The 21,673-nt window shown below is 38.4% G+C and carries 15 protein-coding genes; 4 read left to right on the top strand and 11 right to left on the bottom strand.

Translation table 11 applies throughout. The annotated features are described in order from the left end of the window. Positions 1–299: 299 nt before the first annotated feature. The 9 genes from asnB to A7A78_RS07705 form a co-directional block, all read right to left on the bottom strand. Positions 300–1,967: an asparagine synthase B gene (gene asnB / locus A7A78_RS07745; RefSeq protein WP_068761891.1), complete on the bottom strand. Its 1,668-nt coding sequence runs from the start codon at positions 1,965–1,967 to the stop codon at positions 300–302. Between the two features lie 307 nt (positions 1,968–2,274). Next, on the bottom strand, positions 2,275–4,689 hold the full coding sequence (locus A7A78_RS07740) for an alpha-ketoacid dehydrogenase subunit alpha/beta (RefSeq protein ID WP_068761890.1): 2,415 nt from the start codon (positions 4,687–4,689) through the stop codon (positions 2,275–2,277). A gap of 100 nt (positions 4,690–4,789) precedes the next feature. Further along, positions 4,790–5,014 carry a hypothetical protein gene (locus A7A78_RS07735; RefSeq protein WP_068761889.1) on the bottom strand — a complete coding sequence of 75 codons (225 nt, stop codon included), beginning with the start codon at positions 5,012–5,014 and terminating at the stop codon, positions 4,790–4,792. A 31-nt stretch (positions 5,015–5,045) separates the two neighbouring features. Further along, the gene (locus tag A7A78_RS07730) at positions 5,046–7,859 is read right to left on the bottom strand and encodes a gluzincin family metallopeptidase (protein WP_068761888.1); all 2,814 of its coding nucleotides are present in this window, start codon (positions 7,857–7,859) and stop codon (positions 5,046–5,048) included. A 16-nt stretch (positions 7,860–7,875) separates the two neighbouring features. Then, a complete protein-coding gene (locus A7A78_RS07725) occupies positions 7,876–8,565 on the bottom strand; it encodes an LOG family protein (RefSeq protein WP_068761887.1) in 690 nt (229 codons plus the stop codon). 68 nt (positions 8,566–8,633) lie between these two features. Continuing rightward, the gene (uvrA, locus tag A7A78_RS07720; protein WP_068761886.1) at positions 8,634–11,495 is read right to left on the bottom strand and encodes an excinuclease ABC subunit UvrA; all 2,862 of its coding nucleotides are present in this window, start codon (positions 11,493–11,495) and stop codon (positions 8,634–8,636) included. A gap of 87 nt (positions 11,496–11,582) precedes the next feature. Further along, on the bottom strand, positions 11,583–12,596 hold the full coding sequence (locus A7A78_RS07715; RefSeq protein ID WP_068761885.1) for a hypothetical protein: 1,014 nt from the start codon (positions 12,594–12,596) through the stop codon (positions 11,583–11,585). 277 nt (positions 12,597–12,873) lie between these two features. Further along, positions 12,874–14,589, bottom strand: coding sequence for a gamma-glutamyltransferase (gene ggt, locus A7A78_RS07710; RefSeq protein ID WP_068761884.1), 1,716 nt, complete (start codon positions 14,587–14,589; stop codon positions 12,874–12,876). Continuing rightward, entirely contained in the window at positions 14,586–15,170 is a 585-nt protein-coding gene (locus tag A7A78_RS07705; RefSeq protein ID WP_068761883.1) for an acyl carrier protein phosphodiesterase, read from the bottom strand. The genes ggt and A7A78_RS07705 overlap by 4 nt, the downstream gene beginning before the upstream one ends. Before the next feature lie 40 nt (positions 15,171–15,210). Between A7A78_RS07705 and A7A78_RS07700 the strand changes: the two genes are divergently transcribed. Further along, positions 15,211–16,281, top strand: a complete 1,071-nt coding sequence (locus A7A78_RS07700; protein ID WP_068761882.1) for an acyltransferase family protein — start codon at positions 15,211–15,213, stop codon at positions 16,279–16,281. Between the two features lie 76 nt (positions 16,282–16,357). After that, on the top strand, positions 16,358–17,746 hold the full coding sequence (gene glmM, locus A7A78_RS07695) for a phosphoglucosamine mutase (protein WP_068761881.1): 1,389 nt from the start codon (positions 16,358–16,360) through the stop codon (positions 17,744–17,746). Positions 17,747–17,808: 62 nt separating this feature from the next. Here the strand turns inward: glmM and A7A78_RS07690 are convergent, their stop codons facing one another. Then, positions 17,809–19,116, bottom strand: coding sequence for a hypothetical protein (locus A7A78_RS07690; protein WP_068761880.1), 1,308 nt, complete (start codon positions 19,114–19,116; stop codon positions 17,809–17,811). A 141-nt stretch (positions 19,117–19,257) separates the two neighbouring features. Next, positions 19,258–20,130: a lysophospholipid acyltransferase family protein gene (locus A7A78_RS07685; RefSeq protein ID WP_068761879.1), complete on the bottom strand. Its 873-nt coding sequence runs from the start codon at positions 20,128–20,130 to the stop codon at positions 19,258–19,260. A gap of 112 nt (positions 20,131–20,242) precedes the next feature. On the opposite strand from A7A78_RS07685, the gene A7A78_RS07680 reads away from it, so the two are divergent. Then, complete coding sequence (locus A7A78_RS07680; RefSeq protein ID WP_068761878.1) at positions 20,243–20,878, top strand: rhomboid family intramembrane serine protease; 636 nt, start codon at positions 20,243–20,245, stop codon at positions 20,876–20,878. Positions 20,879–20,925: 47 nt separating this feature from the next. Continuing rightward, positions 20,926–21,612, top strand: a complete 687-nt coding sequence (locus A7A78_RS07675; RefSeq protein ID WP_068761877.1) for an SIMPL domain-containing protein — start codon at positions 20,926–20,928, stop codon at positions 21,610–21,612. Positions 21,613–21,673: the final 61 nt, after the last annotated feature.

The raw sequence follows: 21,673 nt of genomic DNA, 5'->3' as shown, positions 1-21,673 counted from the left end.
TATCAAAATTAATGGCAACAAGCGGATAAACACCATATGGTGTTTATCCGCATTATATCTTTTATTGTTTCTCTTCAAATATACCCCAAAACCCAAGTTGTTAAAGAATAGGTTTCAGGAAGTTATCAACGAAAGGTTGAGGGAAGCGCATAAAAAAACGCCAGTGAAACAAAATCACTGGCGTTTGACCTTTTAATAAATTGTTTAACTCTGCCTTAAAACCATGGCAAATTTTAAGAATAACCTAAATTTACAAAAAATATAAATAGGCCGAGAAAAAAATTATATTTTACTTCTCCCTACTTCGCATAAGCATCTGTATGGACATTTTTTACCGCCCTGCCGCTTGGGTCGTTCATATTCTTAAAGCTGGCATCCCACTCCAAAGCAATGGGGCTGCTGCATGCCACCGAGGGTACACTGGGCACGCTTAGGGCAGCGGTGTCGCTGGGGAAATGTTCTGCGAAAATGCTTCGGTAGTAAAACTCTTCCTTGCTGGTGGGGGTTTGGAGGGGGAATTTGTATTTGGCGTTTGCCAACTGTTCGTCGGTTACTTTTTCGTTTACCATTTCCTTTAGGGTGTCTATCCAACTGTAGCCCACACCATCGCTAAATTGTTCCTTTTGTCGCCAGGCAACGCTTTCGGGGAGCATGTCTTCAAAGGCTTTTCGCAATACCCACTTTTCCATGCGTTCGCCGTTTATCATTTTGTCCTGCGGGTTTATGCGCATAGCGACGTCCATAAATTCCTTATCGAGAAAGGGTACACGGCCTTCAATTCCCCAAGAGGCTAGGGATTTGTTGGCGCGGAGGCAATCATACATATGTAGTTTGTCCAACTTGCGCACGTTTTCCTTGTGGAATTCCTCTGCATTGGGGGCTTTGTGGAAATAGAGGTAGCCGCCAAAAATTTCGTCAGCTCCTTCACCGCTTAGTACCATTTTTATACCCATCGCCTTAATGGCGCGGGCCATTAAATACATAGGTGTACTGGCACGGATGGTGGTAATATCGTAGGTTTCCAAGTGATAAATCACATCGCGGATGGCATCGATTCCTTCCTGAATTGTGAATTTTATTTCGTGGTGAACGGTCTTTAAATGATCTGCCACTTTTTGTGCAGCTGCAAGATCGGGGCTGCCTTCAAGTCCGATAGCGAAACTGTGAAGCTGTGGATACCAAGCGCCTTCGGTGTCTTCGCTTTCAATACGTTTTTCGGCATATTTTTTTGCGATGGCGGAAGTGATGCTGCTGTCCAGGCCGCCGGAAAGTAAAACTCCATATGGCACATCGCTCATCAATTGACGGTGTACTGCTGCTTCCAAGGCTTTGCGGAGTTCGGCAATTTTTGTTTCGTTTTCCTTTACGTTTTCATATTCCATCCAATCGCGGGAGTACCAGCGTTTCAGTTCGCCTTCGCGGCTGTCCAGATAATGACCGGGCGGGAAGAGTTCTATTTTTGTGCAAACGCCTTCCAAAGCTTTTAATTCGGAAGCTACGTAAAAGGTTCCGTTTTGGTCCCAACCATAATAAAGTGGAATAATGCCCATATGGTCGCGGGCGATAAAATAGTTGTCGTTTTCAATATCATAAAGCGCAAAGCCGAAGATGCCGTTCATTTCATCGAGGAAGCTGGCACCTTTTTCTTTATATAACGGAAGGATTACCTCGCAGTCGCTTTTGGTCTGGAATTCATAATCCTTGAATTGTTTCCGAAGAGCCATATGGTTATAAATTTCGCCATTGGCTGCTAAAACGAGGTTGCCATCACTGCTGAAAAGCGGTTGCTTGCCAGAAGTGGGATCTACAATGGCGAGGCGTTCGTGCGCCATAATTGCTTTGTCGTTACTGAAAATTCCGCTCCAGTCCGGCCCGCGGTGACGGATACATTTTGCCATTGACAATACCTGAAGTCTTAAGGCCTCTGCGGGCTCTTTTAATTTGAATGCACATACAATTCCACACATAATTTCTATTTTTTAATTGATTAGTTAGTATTGACATTCCCCCTTTGAAGGGGGCAAGGGGGATGTAAAAAAAAAGCCTGTCAAGAAAAAACTTGACAGGCCATATATCGCGACAAGTTTTTATTACGGCAGCACGTTATTATTATTGTTTGTATTTAGGCTGAAATGCAACATAAACTTGTTTTTGTTTTTATAATTGAATTGCTAATGTAAAATAATTATAGGACTAAAAGCAATTATTTTTTGAATTAAATTGAAAATAGGGGGAAATCCCCCTATGATTTTCAAAATCTTTAAAGTGTGGATTTTATCGCAATTTTGGAAAATCTAACGGATTTGATTCATGCATAATTTCATAAACCTTTTCATAAACATCTTCAACGGAAGGCTTGCTAAAGTAATCGCCATCCGTTCCATAAGCTGGACGATGATCTTTCGCGGCAAGCGTTTGTGGCTTGCTGTCCAAGTGTTTATAACCGCCCTGAACATCCAAAATGTTTTGAAGTATATAAGCTGAGGCTCCGCCAGAAACGTCTTCGTCAATAACAAGCAAACGGTTGGTTTTGGCTACACTTTTTACCAAATCATGATTCAAGTCTAAAGGAAGTAGGGATTGCACGTCAATAATTTCGGCATCTATTCCTGCTTGTTGCAGTTCTTTTGCGGCTTCTTCCACAATTCTTATAGTGCTTCCGTAAGAAACCAAGGTAATGTCCGTTCCTTCTTTAATAGTTTCAACAACACCAATTGGCGTTCTAATTTCGCCCAGATTGTTCGGCATTTTTTCCTTTAAACGGTAACCGTTCAAGCATTCAATAACCAAAGCGGGTTCGTCAGTTTCCAACAATGTATTGTAAAAACCTGCGGCTTTGGTCATATTTCGCGGTACAAGTATATACATTCCGCGTAGTAAATGGATCAAACCGCCCATTTGTGAGCCACTGTGCCAAATACCTTCCAGTCTGTGGCCACGGGTACGAACAATCAATGGGGCTTTTTGGGTACCGTTGGTTCGGTAACGCACCGTCACCAAATCATCACTCATTATTTGAAGACAATACAATATATAGTCTAAATACTGAATTTCGGCGATAGGGCGGAGGCCACGCATCGCCATTCCAATTCCCTGCCCAAGAATAGTAGCTTCGCGAATTCCTGCATCGGCAACCCTTAGTTTGCCGTATTTTTCCTGCATTCCTTCCAAACCTTGGTTTACGTCGCCAATCTCTCCGGCATCTTCCCCAAAAATCAAAACTTCTGGATGTTTACTGAATATAGCGTCAAAGTTGTCGCGGATAATAACACGGCCATCTACATCCTCGGCGTCATTGGCGTAGGAGGGAAGGACTTCTTTTATGGTTTTTGCATTTTCTTTTGCCTCACTATAAAGGTGGGCGCTGTATTTTGGCTGGATTATTTCGAAATAATTATTGATCCAATCCTGTAATTGTTTCTTTTCTGAAGAAGCTTCACCAACGCTATATCGCAACGCTTTACGTGCCGCTGCAAGAATATTTCTGCGCAAAGGTTCCTTTTCTGAAGCCAGTTCGTTTTTTATTTTTTCAATGAAAACTTTATTGGCGCTGTTTTCGGCTAAGTTGCCAAGCAGAACTACCGCTTCTTCCTGTTCTTTTTTTTGTGGCGCAAGGAAAGCTTCCCAAGCCGCTTTTTTACCATCGCGGACTTTTTTCTTTATATCGTTTTCAATTTCTACAAGGGTTTCTTCCGAAGCAATATCGCTGGCTATCATCCACTCCCGCATTTTTACGTTGCAGTCATATTTTGCTTCCCACTCCAAACGCTCCTTGCTTTTGTAGCGTTCGTGCGAACCGCTTGTGCTGTGGCCTTGCGGTTGCGTAAGTTGTTGCACGTGAATCAAAACGGGAACGTGCTCTTCGCGCGCAATTTGTGAAGCACGGTTGTAAACCTCAATAAGCTCTGGATAATCCCAGCCTTTTACGCGTATGATTTCGTAACCGTTTTCTTCTTCTGTGCGTTGAAATCCTTTAAGTATTTCTGAAATATTTTCTTTGGTAGTTTGATATTTTGCGTGAACGGAAATTCCGTATTCATCGTCCCAAACACTCATCACCATTGGTACTTGTAAAACTCCGGCTGCATTTATGGTTTCCCAGAAAAGGCCTTCACTTGTACTAGCATTTCCTATGGTTCCCCATGCAACTTCATTACCGTTTATGGAGAAATTGGTTTTATCTTCAATCCCTTTTACATTTCTGAAAATTTTTGAAGCTTGCGCCAAACCCAATAAACGGGGCATTTGGCCTGCGGTGGGTGAAATATCGGCACTGCTATTTTTTTGAGCGGTAAGGTTTTTCCAACTGCCGTCCTCATTTAAACTATGTGTTGCAAAGTGACCGCCCATCTGTCTTCCGGCGCTCATTGGGTCTGCTTTAATGTCAGTATGTGCATAAAGACCTGCAAAAAACTGCTCGATGGTCAATTTCCCGATCGCCATCATAAAAGTTTGGTCGCGGTAGTATCCGCTTCGCCAATCACCATTTTGGAATGCTTTTGCCCACGCTAATTGTGGCACTTCCTTTCCATCGCCAAAAATTCCGAATTTTGCTTTTCCCGTCAACACTTCGCGACGGCCCAACAGACTACACTCGCGGCTGGTTACTGCTATTTTGTAATCATTCAGCACTTCTTTTTTAAAATCTTCAAAAGAAATCTCGCCGTTAGTCTTTGGGTTTGTCTGCATCGTTTTAAAATTTTTATGGTTTACAAAAATAACGAAATCGGGCGTGTTTCACAACGCTTAGTTATCCACAGTGAATTTCAGGGAAAACAGGTTTTTAAAACTAGTTGTTTTTCTTTGAAAGAAGTTTAATAATCAGCAATCTAACCAATAAAACAAAAGGGAATCCGTGAAGCAAAACGTCAAACCAATCCGCAGCTTGCATTCCTTTGGCGCCACCAGCAATCCATTTCAGTTTGCCCCAAATGTGCGGTTCTGTAAAGAAAGGCGCCAAGCCAAGCGTTATGCATAAAAGGAGAATAATTCGCCAGTTGTTTAGAAATTGCATTTTGTGAATTTATGAATTTTTCGGGTTTCAATTAATACCATCTTCTTGTAAACAATCCGAGTAATGTTTTTGGGCTCAAAGTTACTATAAACCGCACCTTTTCATCATAATGTGGCAAGCTGGGCTCAAAACCTAAACTTGAATAAACGGGAAAATAAAGCTCAAAATAATCGGCCACCAAACTTAAGCGGATGCCACTGTCAAAAACTGCGTTTGTACCTCGGGCTTTGTTGTGAACAAGTCCAGCATCGCCATAGGCATAGATCCATTTCCAGATGTTTGTGCTGGCATTAACCGTAGCTATCCAGCTATTGGCATAGGCCGGTTCCAGTTGTGATTTAAAACCACCTTCGGCAATAATCAATTGTTGGCTGAAAAGTCCGGTATCTTCACTTCGTCCATAATAATTGTAATCAAAAAGATAATCATTTGGACGATCCAACGCAAAGCTGAAAAAATCCTCATTCTCCCGTGTATCGTTAAAAAGGAATGCTCCTGCAAAAAAGCGAAGATTAAGTTGACGGTTGCTTAAAAAGAGTTTTCGGTATTCAAGATTCATGGAAACTTTGCTGAACTTTGAAGAAATTTCATAATCCACAACTCCTCTAAAATAATTTATCAGGTTTGGGTTTGAATATACATATTGAATATTAAAAACACTGTAATTGGGCTCTTGTTGTGGATTATTAGGGTCTTCGTCCTGATAAACGTTTACATTCCGAAGATTTATAAACTGTTTTTCGTTGTCCCTTAAATCGTCGTTACGGAAAGCGAAAGTTATATATGGCGTAAAACGTTTGTAAAATAATCCACGATCATAGGAGTAATAATTTCCAGAAAAACCATACCGCATTGCATATAATCCGCCTTGATCCATAGTTTGGGTATAACTTATGGAAGCACTTCCCACAAGCGTTTTACTTCTAAAACCGAATTGCGGCTCCAAACTGTAATGCACCGCTTTTGGAAGCACTGTTTTGTTGTAAAGGCGCAAACCCGTTGAAATGCCATCGTAAAGATTATATTCAAAAATTGGCATAAAGAAAAACTGGGTGTAATTTGGATCTTCAATATCTTGAAAAAGACGGAATTGAATTGGCTTGTTCAACAAACCTTTTACTGCCTTAAAATTGTTGCGGCGATTGTATTCCGGGATTCTTCCTTCGTAATTCAACGCCAACTTTCGAATATTTTCCGAAGGAATTGTTATGGTGGTAATACTGTCAAAAGGTTTTGTAAAAGTTTGAAAAACAATTTCATCTTTATTTAAACCGTACAACGAAACGGGAAGCTCAGATTTTTTGTTGTTTATGATGAAAACCTGCAGCGAATCTCCTTTCTTTTCTACCTTCTTTATTTTGAAATCGATGGTTGTCCGGGTGTTCGCAAAATCCTCAAAAAACCAATTGATTGGAAGCACAGTTTTTTCGGAAAGAAACGCTTCAAAATCTGAAGATTTTATAGGTTTCATTTTGTTTTCGGAATAAAATTCCTTGATACTTTTTTTCAAAACATCATCGCCCAAATAATCATTCAAATATTTTAACCCGCTTGCACCGTAGTATCCGTTGGCGATATTCATATTGAATTTCAGCAAAGAATCCTTTGATGCGGTAAGTGGCTGATGAATATTGTTGCGGGCCATATTGAGGTAAAGTATTGGGTATTGGTCATTAAATTCCAAGTCTGCCGCATGTGCCCAACGGATGATCCACCAATTGCTCAGGTTACCTATTATCTTCATTTTTGGATAATAGATATCAACATATTCCATCATCAAATAAATCTGCAAGGCATCCTGCAACCAATAATCCTCGCGTGAATTTAGAATCAGCGTATTGTCAATATAATTGCGGGTTATTGTTTTTAGTTGCTCCATGTCATATTCAAACCCATCTGGGAAAGGGCTTATAAAACTTGGCAATTGGTTGAGGCCATAAACCGGATTTGTACGGTAATCGGTTTCACTAATGACCATTTTTTTATGTGGATATGCCCCCAGTTTTGAATCTAAAAAGTGAACAACCCGATCAATCATCAAAGCCTGCACGGGCGGATTTACCTTGCTGTTTTGCAGATTGGTGACAATCTGTAATTTATCGGTTTCAATGGTTTCAAAGTTTGAATTTTTCTCAATATACAATACCGAATTTGTTCTGTCCTTTCCTGAAAGCTCAAGGTTTTTTATGTTTTCTGAAATATTTTCTGAGACCACATCAAAATCGGAAGTGACGGTATAATTCTTCGGAATGTGAAGTTTTATGGAAAAATCTGAAGGAGTTAAGAATAAATCATCAGTGTTCTTATTGCTGTAAACCTGCCATTCACCATCATAAACCGCTGGAGCTATGTACCAGTAGCGAAGCTTGTAATCATTTTGTTTATCAACTCCATAACGCGTAAATCTATCGTCAGAAACTTTTACGGTATATTCCAAATTAAAAGTATAACTGTCACCGGGTTTTAGAGGTGTTTCCGGGATAACTTTCAGAATATCAACAGCAGCGCCTCTTTGCCATTGCAGGGGAACTGTGGAATTGGTATAAATTTTTTCAATGGTAGTTTTTCCGCGTTCCGATTCCTTTTCAAAATGAAATGCGCTCTCATAGTTTTCGGCAAAACGTTTGCCCAAGGGCGTGACTTTGGAAGAAAAACTGTTTGCCCAATCAAACAGGAATATTTCTTTTAATGTATCTGCGGAAGTGTTTTTATAGGTAAGCTGCTGTTTTATTGAAATAGTTCTTTGCGATGGATTCAGCGTGGCATCAATTGTTAGGGTATGCTGGGCCACTGCCTGGACTGAAAGGCATAAAAGAATACTATATAAAAAACGTTTAAGTATCAAGAATTTTTTATGAAGATTAAAAGTTCGGGCTTAGATTGTATTCGTTGTAGAATTCATTCAAAATAGTAAGAACTTCATCTTCGGTATCCACTAAATGCACAAGGTCTAAATCTTCGGCATTCACGTTATTATTGGCGTGTAAAAGCGTTGTTTTCACCCATTCAAAAAGACCTCCCCAAAACTCGGTACCAACAAGTATTATTGGAAATTTGTCAATTTTATGGGTCTGTATTAAGGTTAGGGCTTCAAAGAATTCATCCAGTGTTCCAAAACCTCCGGGCATTACCACAAACCCCTGCGAATATTTCACGAACATTACTTTCCGAACAAAAAAGTAATCAAAATCAATACTTTTATCGCTGTCAATATACGGGTTATCATGCTGTTCAAAAGGCAATGCAATGTTTAAACCTACGGAAGTACCGCCAGCCAAATGTGCGCCTTTGTTTCCAGCTTCCATAATTCCGGGGCCACCGCCGGTAATGACACCATAGCCATTTTCGGTAATTTTTTTGGCGATGCTTTCGGCAAGCTTGTAATATTTATGGTCGGGTTTTGTTCGTGCAGATCCAAAAATTGAAACACAGGGACCAATACGGCTCATTTTTTCATAACCGTTTACAAACTCTCCCATGATTTTAAAAATCGCCCAAGAGTCGTTTGTTTTTACCTCGTTCCAGTTTTTAGGCGTTTGTTCATTTCTCATTTATTCAGTTTTCAGTAATTCAGTAATCAGTATTAAATATAATTCATCCAGCACCCAACATCCATCAACTAATGTAGCTCTTTTTTAAGGAATCGCGCCGTATAGCTTTTTTTGTCATCAGCAATTTCCTCTGGTGTACCCAAAGCCATAATTTTTCCGCCCTGTTTTCCTCCTTCGGGACCAATGTCTATTATATAGTCAACGGTTTTGATAACGTCCAGATTGTGTTCAATTATCAACACCGTATTGCCTTTATCAACCAGTTTGTTCAGTACAATCATCAATACGCGGATGTCTTCAAAATGAAGCCCGGTTGTGGGTTCGTCCAAAATATAAAAAGTATTGCCGGTATCGCGTTTGGAAAGCTCTGTGGACAATTTTATGCGTTGCGCCTCTCCGCCCGAAAGCGTTGTGGATTGCTGGCCGAGCGTAATATAACCCAATCCTACATCTTTAATTGTCTTTACTTTTCGGTGTATTTTTGGAATGTTCTCGAAAAAGACATCTGCTTCATTGATGGTCATTTCCAAAACGTCATAAATAGATTTGCCTTTGTAACGAATTTCCAACGTTTCACGATTGAAACGTTTCCCTTGACAGGTTTCACATTCCACATAAACATCGGGCAGGAAATTCATTTCAATAACGCGTAAACCGGCACCTTTACAGGTTTCACAACGTCCGCCGGCAACGTTGAAACTGAAACGGCCGGGTTTGTATCCACGGATCATCGCTTCGGGAGTTTTGGCGAAAAGACTCCGTATTTCTGAAAAAACGCCAGTATATGTTGCCGGATTGCTTCGAGGCGTTCTGCCGATGGGCGACTGGTTTATATCGATCACTTTATCGATATTCTCAAGCCCTTCAATCTTTTTGTACGGCATCGGTTTTTTTACTCCGTTGAAAAAATGTGCGTTTAAAATAGGGTAGAGGGTCTCGTTTATAAGCGTAGATTTTCCGCTACCCGAAACGCCCGTCACACCTATCATTTTTCCCAATGGAAATTCAACTGAAATATTTTTAAGGTTATTTCCCGAAGCACCTTTCAACGTTAGGGTCTTTCCGTTTCCTTTTCTGCGTTTTTTTGGGATTTCAATTTTTTTCTTTCCGCTCAAATAATCTGCGGTAAGTGTGTTGTGTTTTTCTATTTCTTTGGGAGTGCCTTCGGAAACAATCTCGCCGCCATGTCTTCCCGCCGCGGGCCCAATGTCAATAACGTAATCGGCACTTTCAATCATATCTTTGTCGTGCTCCACAACAATAACAGAGTTCCCGATTACCCTTAATTGTTTAAGTGAAAAAATCAAGCGTTCATTGTCGCGCTGATGCAGGCCAATGCTGGGCTCATCCAAAATATACAGCACCCCCACCAACTGCGAACCAATCTGCGTTGCTAAACGAATTCGCTGCGCTTCACCACCCGAAAGCGATTTTGAACTGCGATCCAAAGCCAAATACGTTAACCCAACATCCACCAAAAACTGAAGTCTTGAACGCACTTCCTTTATAATTTCCGAAGCGATTTTAAGTTGTGTCTCAGAAAGGCTTTTGTCGAGATTTGCGAACCATTCCGCCAATTCAACCACGTCCATATTGGCGAGTTCGGCGATGTTTTTTCCGTTTACTTTAAAATAAAGCGATTCCTTCCGAAGCCTTGTTCCGTTGCATTCAGGGCAGGGAATTTTGTCCATATATTCCTTGGCCCAACGTTTTAGGGAAGTGGTTTCATTGGCATCAAATGTATTTTGAATAAAGCTAGCAACGCCCTCAAAATCTATTTTATAGCTTCGGGTAATGCCAAGTTCCTTGGAAGCGACATCAAATTTTTCATTTCCACCGAAAAAAATTACATCTTTTGCTTGCTGCGGAATGCTTTCAAACGGATCGCTCAACTTAAAGTTGAAGCGTTCCGCAATCAATTCAAGTTGCTTAAAAACCCAATTGTTCTTTTGTGGGCCGTGCGCGGCCAAGGCTCCTTGTTTTATGGAAAGTTTTGGATTTGGAACGAGCTTGTTCAAATTTACTTCGTAAAGTTTTCCAAGCCCTTTACAGTTTGGGCACATCCCTTTTGGCGAGTTGAACGAAAAATTGTTCGGCTCCGGATTTGGATAGGAAATTCCCGAAGACGGACACATCAACGAACGGCTGAAATAGCGTGCTTCATGGGTGTCGTTGTCCAAGACCATCAGCACATCATCGCCGTGGTACATTGCTGTATTTATGGTTTCCGAAAGACGTTTGGTGTTATCGCTTTCTTTGCCTTCCTTCGCTGAAGCTTCGGAAGGAGAGGGAACTTTTAATCTGTCAATTACAATTTCAATATCGTGGGTTTTGTAGCGGTCCACTTTCATTCCCTTTACAATATCTCGAACCTCGCCATCCACGCGAACTTTTAGAAAACCTTGTTTGGCAATCTGTTCAAAAAGCTCGCGGTAATGTCCTTTTCGGGAACGGATTATTGGAGCGAGAACGCTCACTTTTTTATCGGCAAAATCTTCCAGTATAAGCTGTTTTATTTGCTCATCACTGTAACTGACCATTTTTTCGCCCGTGTTGTAGCTATACGCATCACTTGCACGTGCATAAAAAAGACGAAGAAAATCATAAATTTCTGTAATGGTGCCTACAGTAGAACGCGGACTTTTGCTTGTAGTTTTTTGCTCAATTGCAATTACGGGGGAAAGGCCTTCAATTTTATCTACATCGGGCCGTTCCAAACTTCCCAAAAACTGACGTGCATAAGCAGAAAATGTTTCAATATAACGGCGCTGTCCTTCGGCATAAATAGTATCAAATGCCAAAGAGGATTTTCCGCTGCCGGAAAGCCCTGTAATTACTACTAATTTTTCTCGTGGAATTCGAACGTCAATGTTCTTTAAGTTGTGGACGCGGGCGCCCAAAACTTCAATAAAATCCTCATTTTTCAGCATAGCTTGCAAAGGTACTTAATTGAACCGAAAATAAAGAATGCATGCCATCCTGTAGGTGTTAATTTTTGACGATTTTTTCTTAAAAATTTACTGATTTACTTCTTTGGAAAGAAAATCGTGAAAGGTTACTGCAATGTAGAAAATGGTGCTAATAACAATGGAATAACCCACAATAATTGCCCAAGTTGAAAAATCAATCATCAAATAAATAAGCGGAAGCAATACCCCGAAAACCATCAGCAGTAAAAAAATTATATATAAATAACGCACCAATCGCGGTGTTTTTCTCTGCATTTGGCTCTGAAATTGGTATAGTTTAGGGATAACATCTTTTGTTAAATGCTCCCAAAGTTTAGCGAAAAAAACTTCATTAAAGGAAGAATTTTCAAAAAGCTCACCATCTATTGTATTTGCTAAAGTGAGAATTTTTTCTTGATGTCTTTCAAAAATGGCTTCTAGGTTTATGGAATCTTTATAAGCGCCATATTTATAACCAAAAACATACCAAAGTCCCGAACCGGATTTATGCTCAACCCACTTATCTATAATGTTGTTGTTGTAAAAAACTGGGTAATTTATATTTTCTGGAATGTGCTTTTCCTTTGGGCTCGTCATCAACAAGGATTTCAATTCCAAATAAATGTTTTCTGTTTCGCCGTAATGATGTGTTTCCTGAAGAAACTCAATCGCCAATTTTGACTTTCCTTTATAGAATTCTTTTACGTCAAAATAGGAAAGCTCTGCAAATTCCTTTTCAATATAATCCTTTAAGCCCGGAAGCCAAATATTTGAGTTGAACATAATTTCAGCAATACTTCTGAAATTATGCATCTTTTGTGTCGTCTTGCTTATTTTGTCAATTATTTTGGCTTTGTTTGATTTCAAAGTCATTGCTGAAGTGGCCAAAAAAACCATTAAAATTGCTGAGAGGAAACCGCTCACACCTATAAAAATGGTGGTTAGGTTTTTTAATGTAGTTTCAAAACCTAGTGTGTTTTCGTTTTTTTCGTAAAGAAGAAAAATTAGCCCTGCACAAAGAGCCCCACTTACCACAAACGCGATAATGGAATACAAATCCTTTAGAAAAGATTTATTTCTCATAGGCTAAAATCGCCATATATGGCGAAGAGATACTAAAAATGGATTTATGAAACAAAAAGAATTTACTGCAAAAAAGAGATTGTTATTTTTTTGCAATAGGAGATAAAAAAAGAATATTTAAGCTTCCGCAAAGGCGAATATGAATAGTTTCTTCAAAAAGTCTCGATCTTAAATTTGTAAAAATCCACGGTTAATTCCCTCAAATCTAACCTTTTTTGCGAGCCAAATATACAGCTTTCGATGTAATGCACAAGATTTCGTTTAAGAGCGGAAATATTTAATAACCTTTGGCAGTATCATCACCCCGACTATCGGCCCCACCTTGCAACTTTCCGTTGGGAAGGATTAAGATTGCGTCCAATTTGCCAATTATTGGGTCTGTATCGATATTCTCGGGATAGCCTTTTTGTGTCAATTCCTCAATTAAATCTTTAGGAAATCTTTCAAATTCATACCGAATGGCATCCGGCAACCATTGATGATGGAAGCGGGGAGCATCAACGGCTTCTTGCATATCCATATTAAATTCGTAAACATTCAAAATGGTTTGTGCTACGGAAGTGATTATGGTTGCACCGCCGGGAGTTCCAACAACCATCCAAAGCTTTCCGTCTTTTTCAACAATGGTGGGCGTCATGGAGCTGAGCATTCTTTTTTGGGGTGCAATGGCATTTGCCTGTCCGCCAACCAAGCCATAAACATTGGGCTCGCCTGGTTTTGCGCTAAAATCGTCCATTTCATTGTTTAAGAAGAAACCGAGTTCGTTTACATACAATAAGGAACCGAATGTTGAATTGAGCGTGGTGGTAACAGAAACCGCATTTCCAAAAGAATCTACTATTGAAAAATGTGTGGTTTCCGGACTTTCATACCCCATAATTACACCAGGTTTAATTTCAGAGGAAGGCGTTGCTGCTTCAAAGGAAAAGCTATCCATTCTATGGGAAATATAGGCTTCGGAAAGTAATGAATCAGTCGGGATATTCACAAAATCCGGGTCGCCCAAATAATAACTTCTATCAGCATACGCACGGCGTTCTGCCTCAGCCAAAACTTGAATGTATTTTTCTGAATTATGGCCGTATTCGGAAATAGGATAAGGCTCCACCATTTTTAAAATCTGTGCCAAGCAGATACCGCCGCTGGAAGGTGGCGCCATGGAAATTACTTTTAAATCTTTATATTGAAAAACAATCGGTTCGCGCCATTGGGCTTCGTAAGCTTCCAAATCTTGCAAAGTGATAATTCCACCTTTTTCTTTTAAAAATGAAATAATTTTTTGGCCAGTTTCGCCCTCGTAAAATTCGGCTCGGCCGTTTTTGGAAATTCGTTCCAAAGTACTTGCCAAAGCAATATTTCTCAACGTATCGCCAGTTTTTAAACCTTCGGAATAAAGAATAGTTTCGCCATTTACTTCTTCAAAATAGGCAACATACATTTCCAATTCTTTGGCTTCTTTTTCGGTGATTATATAGCCCTTTTTTGCAAGCTCTATCACGGGTTTTAAAATTACTTCCATTGGCAAACTTCCAAATTTTTCGTGGGCTGCAAACATTCCGGCAACCGTTCCGGGAACACCTACTGACATTGCGCCGATGGAACTTTTGTTCGGAATAACATTTCCATCCTTATCGAGATACATGTTTTTTGTGGCGGCCATTGGCGCTTTTTCGCGATAGTCCAACGAGCCAATTTCGCCATATTGGGTTCTATAAACCAAAAATCCTCCGCCTGCTAAGTTACCGGCGTTGGGATAAGTTAAGGCTAAAGCCATATTTGTTGCAATCATAGCATCAAAAGCATTGCCGCCCATTTTTAGAATTTCCGTTCCAATTTTGGAAGCTTCGGCGCGTGCTGAAACTACCATTGCGCTGTCTGCAATTACTGCTTGTTTTGTTTCTACTTTTGGTTTTTCAACTATGGGTTGTGCATTGGGGTTTTCTTTGCAGGCGAATAGCAAAAATACAATCAGGGCGAGTGATGATAATCTCATAGTTCGTTTAGTTTTTGGTTGGAAAAGGCAATTAATTCATCAAAAAAGGAAGTGAATTCAGCTTCAAATTCATCGTAATATTCTTCGAGTTCCGCAACCGCCAAATTCATTTTTGAAACCCCTTTGGTACGCACGTTCATCTGCGCCAAAATTTTACTGATTCCTTCAACGGTCGCGTAGCTTAGCAGCCAATTATCGGCGATCATATAAGGCATCATTTTTTGGATTCTCGCGGGAAGAATCGTGAAGTTTTTCCGAAGTAATCCATAAAAATCCTGCACATATTCATTCAAAGGTTGATCTGAATAATTGCTCCAATTTTTAGCCAAAAAGTGATCGTATAATATATCTACAATTACACCACTGTAATGACTGTAATTTTTGTGAAGACGCGCCGTGCTTTGATGAACAGTAGGGTGCGCGTCCGTAAAACTGTCAATGCCACGGTGCAATAAAATTCCTTTTGCAATTTGTGGCGGATACTTTAAATACTTTTTTCCTTTAATTCCGTCAGCAATAAAGTTGCCGATAATAACGCCTTCTTCGTTGCCGGAAAGATAGATATGGGCTAAAAAATTCATTCAATAAATATATGTATTTTTGAGCTGTAAAAACTGAAAATTGAACCGATTACCCAATTTGGACCCATTGCGGTTTTTCCTTGCTTCCCTCGTGTTGCTCTTTCACTTGCCCCAACTTTCCGCCCATCAGGGATTGCCTTATTTTGATGGGCTTCCCATCTTTCATCGTGGAGTGGAAGCGGTTTATATGTTTTTTGTATTGAGCGGATTTTTAATAATCAGGCTTATTTATCGTGCAAAAATTCGAAATACATTTTCAATCAAGGATTTTTACGTTCGAAGAATTCTGCGGATTTTTCCGCTTTATTATCTCGTTTTAGGGTTTGGACTGTTTTTTTATAATGTGCTTTTGCCATTTCTAAATATTCCTTTTGAAATAAATTACACGTGGAAAGAAGCGCTTTTTTACAACATTTTTTTCCTTCCGAATGTCTTCGCAACAACCTACGAACCCGGCGGCATACTTGAAATTCTTTGGTCCATCGGGATTGAGGAACAATTCTATCTCGTTATTGCGCCACTTCTATTTTTTATAAATGTGAAATGGATTTTAAGGATTTTGACCGTGTTGCTACTTGGGTATTTCATTCTTTATTGGTCTGATTTTTTTGAGGTGCTTCATAAATTCAAATTTGTTTTTTTCTACCTTTTTTCTGGTGGCGTGATTGCAATTCTGGAAGAAAAGAAAAAACTGGAATTTTTAAAACGCTCGGCGGTTTTTCCATTAGTAATTTGCGTTGCGACTTTGCTTTATTTTGTAACCGATTGGTTTTTGATAGCACCTTTATGGCTTCGCGCAGCATTTACTTGCTTGCTGTTTGCATTCTTTATCCATTCGCTTGCCTTTAACAATCGCGGGGTGGAGGTGAAGAGTAAAATTTTAAATCACTTCGGAAGTATTTCCTATGGAATCTATATGTTTCACGCCATTGTTTTAAATGCTGTTGTATTTTTGTTTCTGAAACTGGAAATGCTCCAAAACCTTAATGAAAATTTAACCATATTTTTAATACATCTGCTTACTTTCGCAGGCACATTGTTGATCGCTCATTTGTCTTACACTTACTTTGAGCTTTACTTTTTAAAATTGAAAAATAAATTTAGAAAATAACTTTTGAAATACGAAGTGTGAAGTACGAAATACGAAATGTAAAGTATAAAATGCCACAAACCAAAAACAGTACAAAATGACATTAATAAAATCTATATCGGGAATTCGCGGAACTATTGGCGGATTGCAAAGCGAAAACCTAACCCCAATTGATGCCGTAAAATATGCAGCTGCCTACGGAAGTTGGGTGAAACAACAACGCGACAAAGACACCTATAAAGTTGTAGTGGGTCGCGACGCCAGAATTTCGGGTGAAATGATCCAGCAATTGGTAATGAACACTTTGGTTGGAATGGGAATTACCGTGATAGATTTAAACCTTTCCACAACACCAACTGTTGAAGTTGCGGTTGCTTTGGAACATGCCGATGGCGGAATAATTTTAACGGCAAGCCACAATCCAAAACAGTGGAACGCCCTTAAATTACTAAATAATAAAGGTGAATTTTTAAACGCTGAAGCCGGACAACAAATTCTCGATATTGCAGAAAATGGAACTATCGAATTTGCAGAAGTTGATCATTTAGGCGAAATCCATAAAAATGATGCGTACATAGATTTGCACATTGACGAAATATTGAATCTTCCTTTGGTAAAGGCCGATGCCATAAAACGCTGCAAATTTAAAGTGGTTGTTGATGCAGTAAATTCCACGGGAGGAATTGCGGTGCCTTTGCTTTTAGAGGCTTTGGGCGTTGAACCCGTAAAGTTGCATTGCACGCCAAACGGACAATTTCCACACAATCCGGAACCTTTGAAAGAGCATTTGGGCGATTTGATGGAAAGTGTTGTAAAAAACCACGCAGACTTTGGAATTGTTGTAGATCCCGATGTGGACCGACTTGCATTTGTTGACGAAAAAGGCGAAATGTTTGGCGAAGAATATACGCTGGTTGCGGTTGCCGATTATGTGTTGCAAAACACTCCCGGAAACACCGTTTCAAATATGTCGTCTTCCCGTGCCTTGCGCGATGTGACCGAAAAACACGGCGGAACTTATACTGCAAGCGCTGTTGGCGAAGTGAATGTGGTTGAAAAAATGAAAGAAACAAATGCTGTAATTGGCGGCGAAGGAAACGGCGGAATTATTTATCCAGAGTTACATTACGGTCGCGACAGTTTGGTTGGGATTGCTTTGTTTTTAAGCTTTTTAGCTGAAGAAAAAATTGCCGTTAGTGAACTTCGGAAAAAATACAATGCTTATTTTATGAGCAAAAAGAAGATTGAATTAACACCACAGTTGGATGTCGATGCAATTTTGAAAGCGATGGAAGCAAAATATGCTACTGAACAAATAAATACGATTGACGGTGTAAAAATTGACTTTGCTGAAAACTGGGTGCATCTTCGAAAATCAAATACAGAATCGATTATTAGGATTTATACCGAAGCAAAAAGCCAGGAAGAGGCGGATGCTTTGGCGGATAGGATTATTGGAGAGATTGAGGGGATTGCGGGGTTGTAATTTTTTAGAAACCTAAAATTTTGAAGTAATTACTTTTGATATTTATATTTTTAAGCCAGTTTTTATTTTATTTCAAAGTATTTTAGTAAATCTAGAGAGTTAGTCAATTCCTTATTTAATCTAATCAATCTTTGTAATAAAAATATTGTAATTTTTTGAACCTTAAAAAGGTCATCAATATCGATGTGTTTCTCTAAACCGTTATGTAGATATTTATCCCTTATATCATAAAATTCTACGAACAATTTTATTGCCATTTGGAGTTCATTCACTTCAATTATTTTTGGTAAAACATTTAATTTAATAATAGTCAGCCCTCTACCTTTTCCCTTTTTTAAAGGGATAAAAAGAATTTCATAAGCCGAAATTATTTTTACTACTCTTTCGTGTAAATTTCTTGTTGAAGAATAAGTTCCAATACTTGAAATTGTGTTTAAAATTAGTCTTGACAATTCATTAGTCGGTGAGTTCGAAATGAAATCCGAAACCTCACCCAAACCAGATTTAAATAGTTCTTCGATTTTTTCTTTATTCAATGAAATAGGCTTTATTCCGTCTGTTCTTTCAAATTGTAGATTAAAGTCAAATTTTTCAGAACTTGTGTCGTAAATGAATGAATTTGGAAATTTATCAGTAAACCTATATTCCGCATCCATAATTTTTGAAGATGAATTTATAGATTCTTTTATTAGAAAGCATTTTAAAGAATCGATGGCTACATTAACTTGCCTTTGTGCATTTCGTTTTGCTTTATCCTGTATTCCTTTAGAACTAACTTTTGCGATTGGCTTTGAAATATAATCTTTAAAGATTAGTTCAAATTCTTTCTCTGGTTTTTCGGGAAACTGCTCTTTGAATTTTTTAGAATAATCTAAAAGTAAATCATCTGAAAAAAATGTAAAATCTACTTTTCCGATTTTGAATTTTGAGTTAATTCCTAAAGCGTGTACTCTAAAATAGAAGTGATATTCTTTAAGGTCATTCTCAAAAGTATCTTGCAAATAATTTAAAGGCTCATTTTTAGCTTTATTGTTTTTATAAGTTTCAATTATCCATTCAAATAAATGTTCTTCGATAAAATTTACAGTAGCAAAACTTGCATAAGGTTCAAACTCGATTATTTGATTAGCAATATCACTTAGTTTCCGATAGTTTTGAATATCTAAACCTAAACCATTTTTATAGGCTTCAATTATGTTGCCATAACCATCAGATCTCGACCTTTTTATGTTTTCGACTTTTCCTAAATTGAATAAAAAAGGAATACCAACTAAATCCACATTTGGATCTTCTTTAAGTTTTTTTGGTTCCAATTTTTTAGTAACTAAAGGAACTAAATTAAAAATTTTATTATTTAGTTCGTTGTTCATTCAAATTGGCTCTAAAGTTTTATGTAATTCTTTTTGTAGAAATTGTCCTTTAAATAATTAGGTCAATGGTTTTTGTTATCGTTAATTCTTAAATAAAAACTTAATAAGTTGATTCAAGGAAATTTTTTATTTCCAATTTTCTTAAACTTTCCTCAGCTTCCACCGCTTATGCGACCATAAATAATACTCAGGTTTTTCGCGAATCTGGGTTTCCAAAGCATCAAAAAACATTCTGGTAATTTGAAAATCTGGGTATTCTTTTGGGTTGTCAACCAAGGGAACAAAAGTGGCGGTGTAGTAACCTCGCTTCACTTTTTCAACTTTTAGGTAGAGTACGGCAAAATCTAGTTTTTTTGCCAATTCCTCTGTTCCTGTAAACATTGGCACGTAAATTCCCATAAACGTATCTCGGTGTTTAAAAGCGCCTACTTTTGGGGTTTGATCGGAAAGAATATAGGTTAGGGTTTTAATTCCTTTTTTCCACTTTCGGAAAAGAACAGCTACAATTTTTTTGTTGCTGACTATGATTCCGCCAAAATGTTCGCGAGTTTTTTTTACCAAAGCGTCAAATTGTTTGCTGTCCAAAGGTTTGTAAACGGCGTGCGCTTGATGCTGCATCAACTTGTTCAAAATTCCGCTCCATTCCCAATTCCCATAATGGCCAGCCATTAAAAGGATGCTTTTGTCATTTTGATAATAGGGTTCGAGTATTTCAATATTGGTAACCACAAAACGTTTCCGGATTTCCTTTTCAGAAATTGTAAATGCCTTTATGGTTTCAAAAATAACATCGCATAAATGTTTGAAGAATTGCTTTGCTATGCGGTTTCTTTCTTGTTGCGTCTTTTCGGGAAAAGCCAATGCCAAATTGTCTTTTACCACTTTTTTACGATACCCAATAATATAATACACCAAAAAATAGAGCGCAGTGGATTTGATGTACAAAATGCGCATCGGCAAGATGGAAAGTAGCCAAAGAATTGGATATGCCAGTATATAAAGCAATCTTTGCATAAGTATTGTTACCGCAAAACTAATTAAATAAATGTTCAATATTCAACGTTCAATATTCAATATTCAGTTTAAATCCATAATTAATAAATAACTATAAAGTTTTCAATACAAAATGCAGAATTTAGATATAGCTACAATTGTCATCATCGCCGCCAACGTCATTATTTCTATGAAAGGTTTCAGCGATTTCGCTTTTTTCGAAAAGTATAAGTTCAACATCGCGGGAATTCGCCGTGGCGAGCAGATTAGAATGTTCAGTTCTGCATTTCTGCACGCAGATTTTTCACATTTGCTCTTCAATATGCTTACGCTCTATTTTTTTGCAAATGTTGTTATTGGCAATTTGGGTGTGACATATTTTGTGATAATTTATGTTGCCAGTTTGTTGGTGGGGAATCTTTTGTCCTTTTATTTTCATAAAGATGAATACCATTACAGCGCAATAGGGGCGAGTGGTGCCGTTATGGGAATAGTTTATTCCTCAATTCTGTTTGAACCAAATATTTTATTCTACGGCTTTGTTCCCGCTTGGCTTTTTGGGATGGCATATTTGTTGTATTCCATATACGGAATGAAAAAAAGAATGGGAAACATTGGCCACGACGCCCACATTGGCGGAGCAATTGGAGGATATGCCTTAACATTATTGTTTGCCCCATATTTATTTGAAACCAGTTTATGGATTGTTGTTTTGCTGGCGCTTCCTTTAATTCTTTTGTTCATTCTGCATAAATTAGGTAAAATTTAAAAGCCAATAGCTAAAAGCCAAATAATAACAAACAAAAATTTAGAAAAATGAAAACCTTAAAAACACTATTAATTTTAGCAATAACAACCACCACTATGATGGCGCAAAACACCTTACCACCAAATACAATAGACGTTACCGGCGAAGGCATTGTTCGTGTAATTCCGGATGAAGTTACCATCAACATTCGCGTTGAAAATACAGGTGAAAACACCAAAACCTTGAAAGAACAAAACGATGCTACGATTAGCGAGGTTTTAAAATTTCTGAAGAAAATGGACATAGCCGATAAAGATGTGAAAACGGAATATATGAACTTGAGCAAAAATTACGATTATAATAGTAAAACCTACACCTTTGCTGCCAATCAATCTCTTTCGGTAAAATTACGGGATTTAAAAAAATACGAAGCTGTTATGAAAGGCCTTATTGACACAGGAATCAATCGAATTGACGGAGTTCAATTTTCGTCCTCAAACAAAGCTGCCTTGGAAAGCCAAGCCCGCAAAAAAGCGGTTGAAAATGCTAAAATGAAGGCGGAAGAATATACTTCTGTTTTAAACCAAACAGTAGGCAAAGCTGTTTCCATAAGCGAATTTAATAATTCTGTTGGACCTCAACCTATGTATAAAATGGCAATGAGTGATTCTTCCTCCGGAAGTGGTGACCAAACAATAGCCCTCGGCGAAATGGAGATTAAAACTACTGTAAATGTTAGCTTTCTGTTGAATTAAGTCGATGAGTTTATGAGTTTACGAGTTGAAAAAATCTCTGTAAAACTAAAAAACCTCGGTT

The sequence above is a fragment of the Aequorivita soesokkakensis genome (genome assembly GCF_001641085.1).
GTDB lineage: Bacteria > Bacteroidota > Bacteroidia > Flavobacteriales > Flavobacteriaceae > Aequorivita > Aequorivita soesokkakensis.
This window is presented reverse-complemented; position numbering and strand designations above follow the sequence as displayed.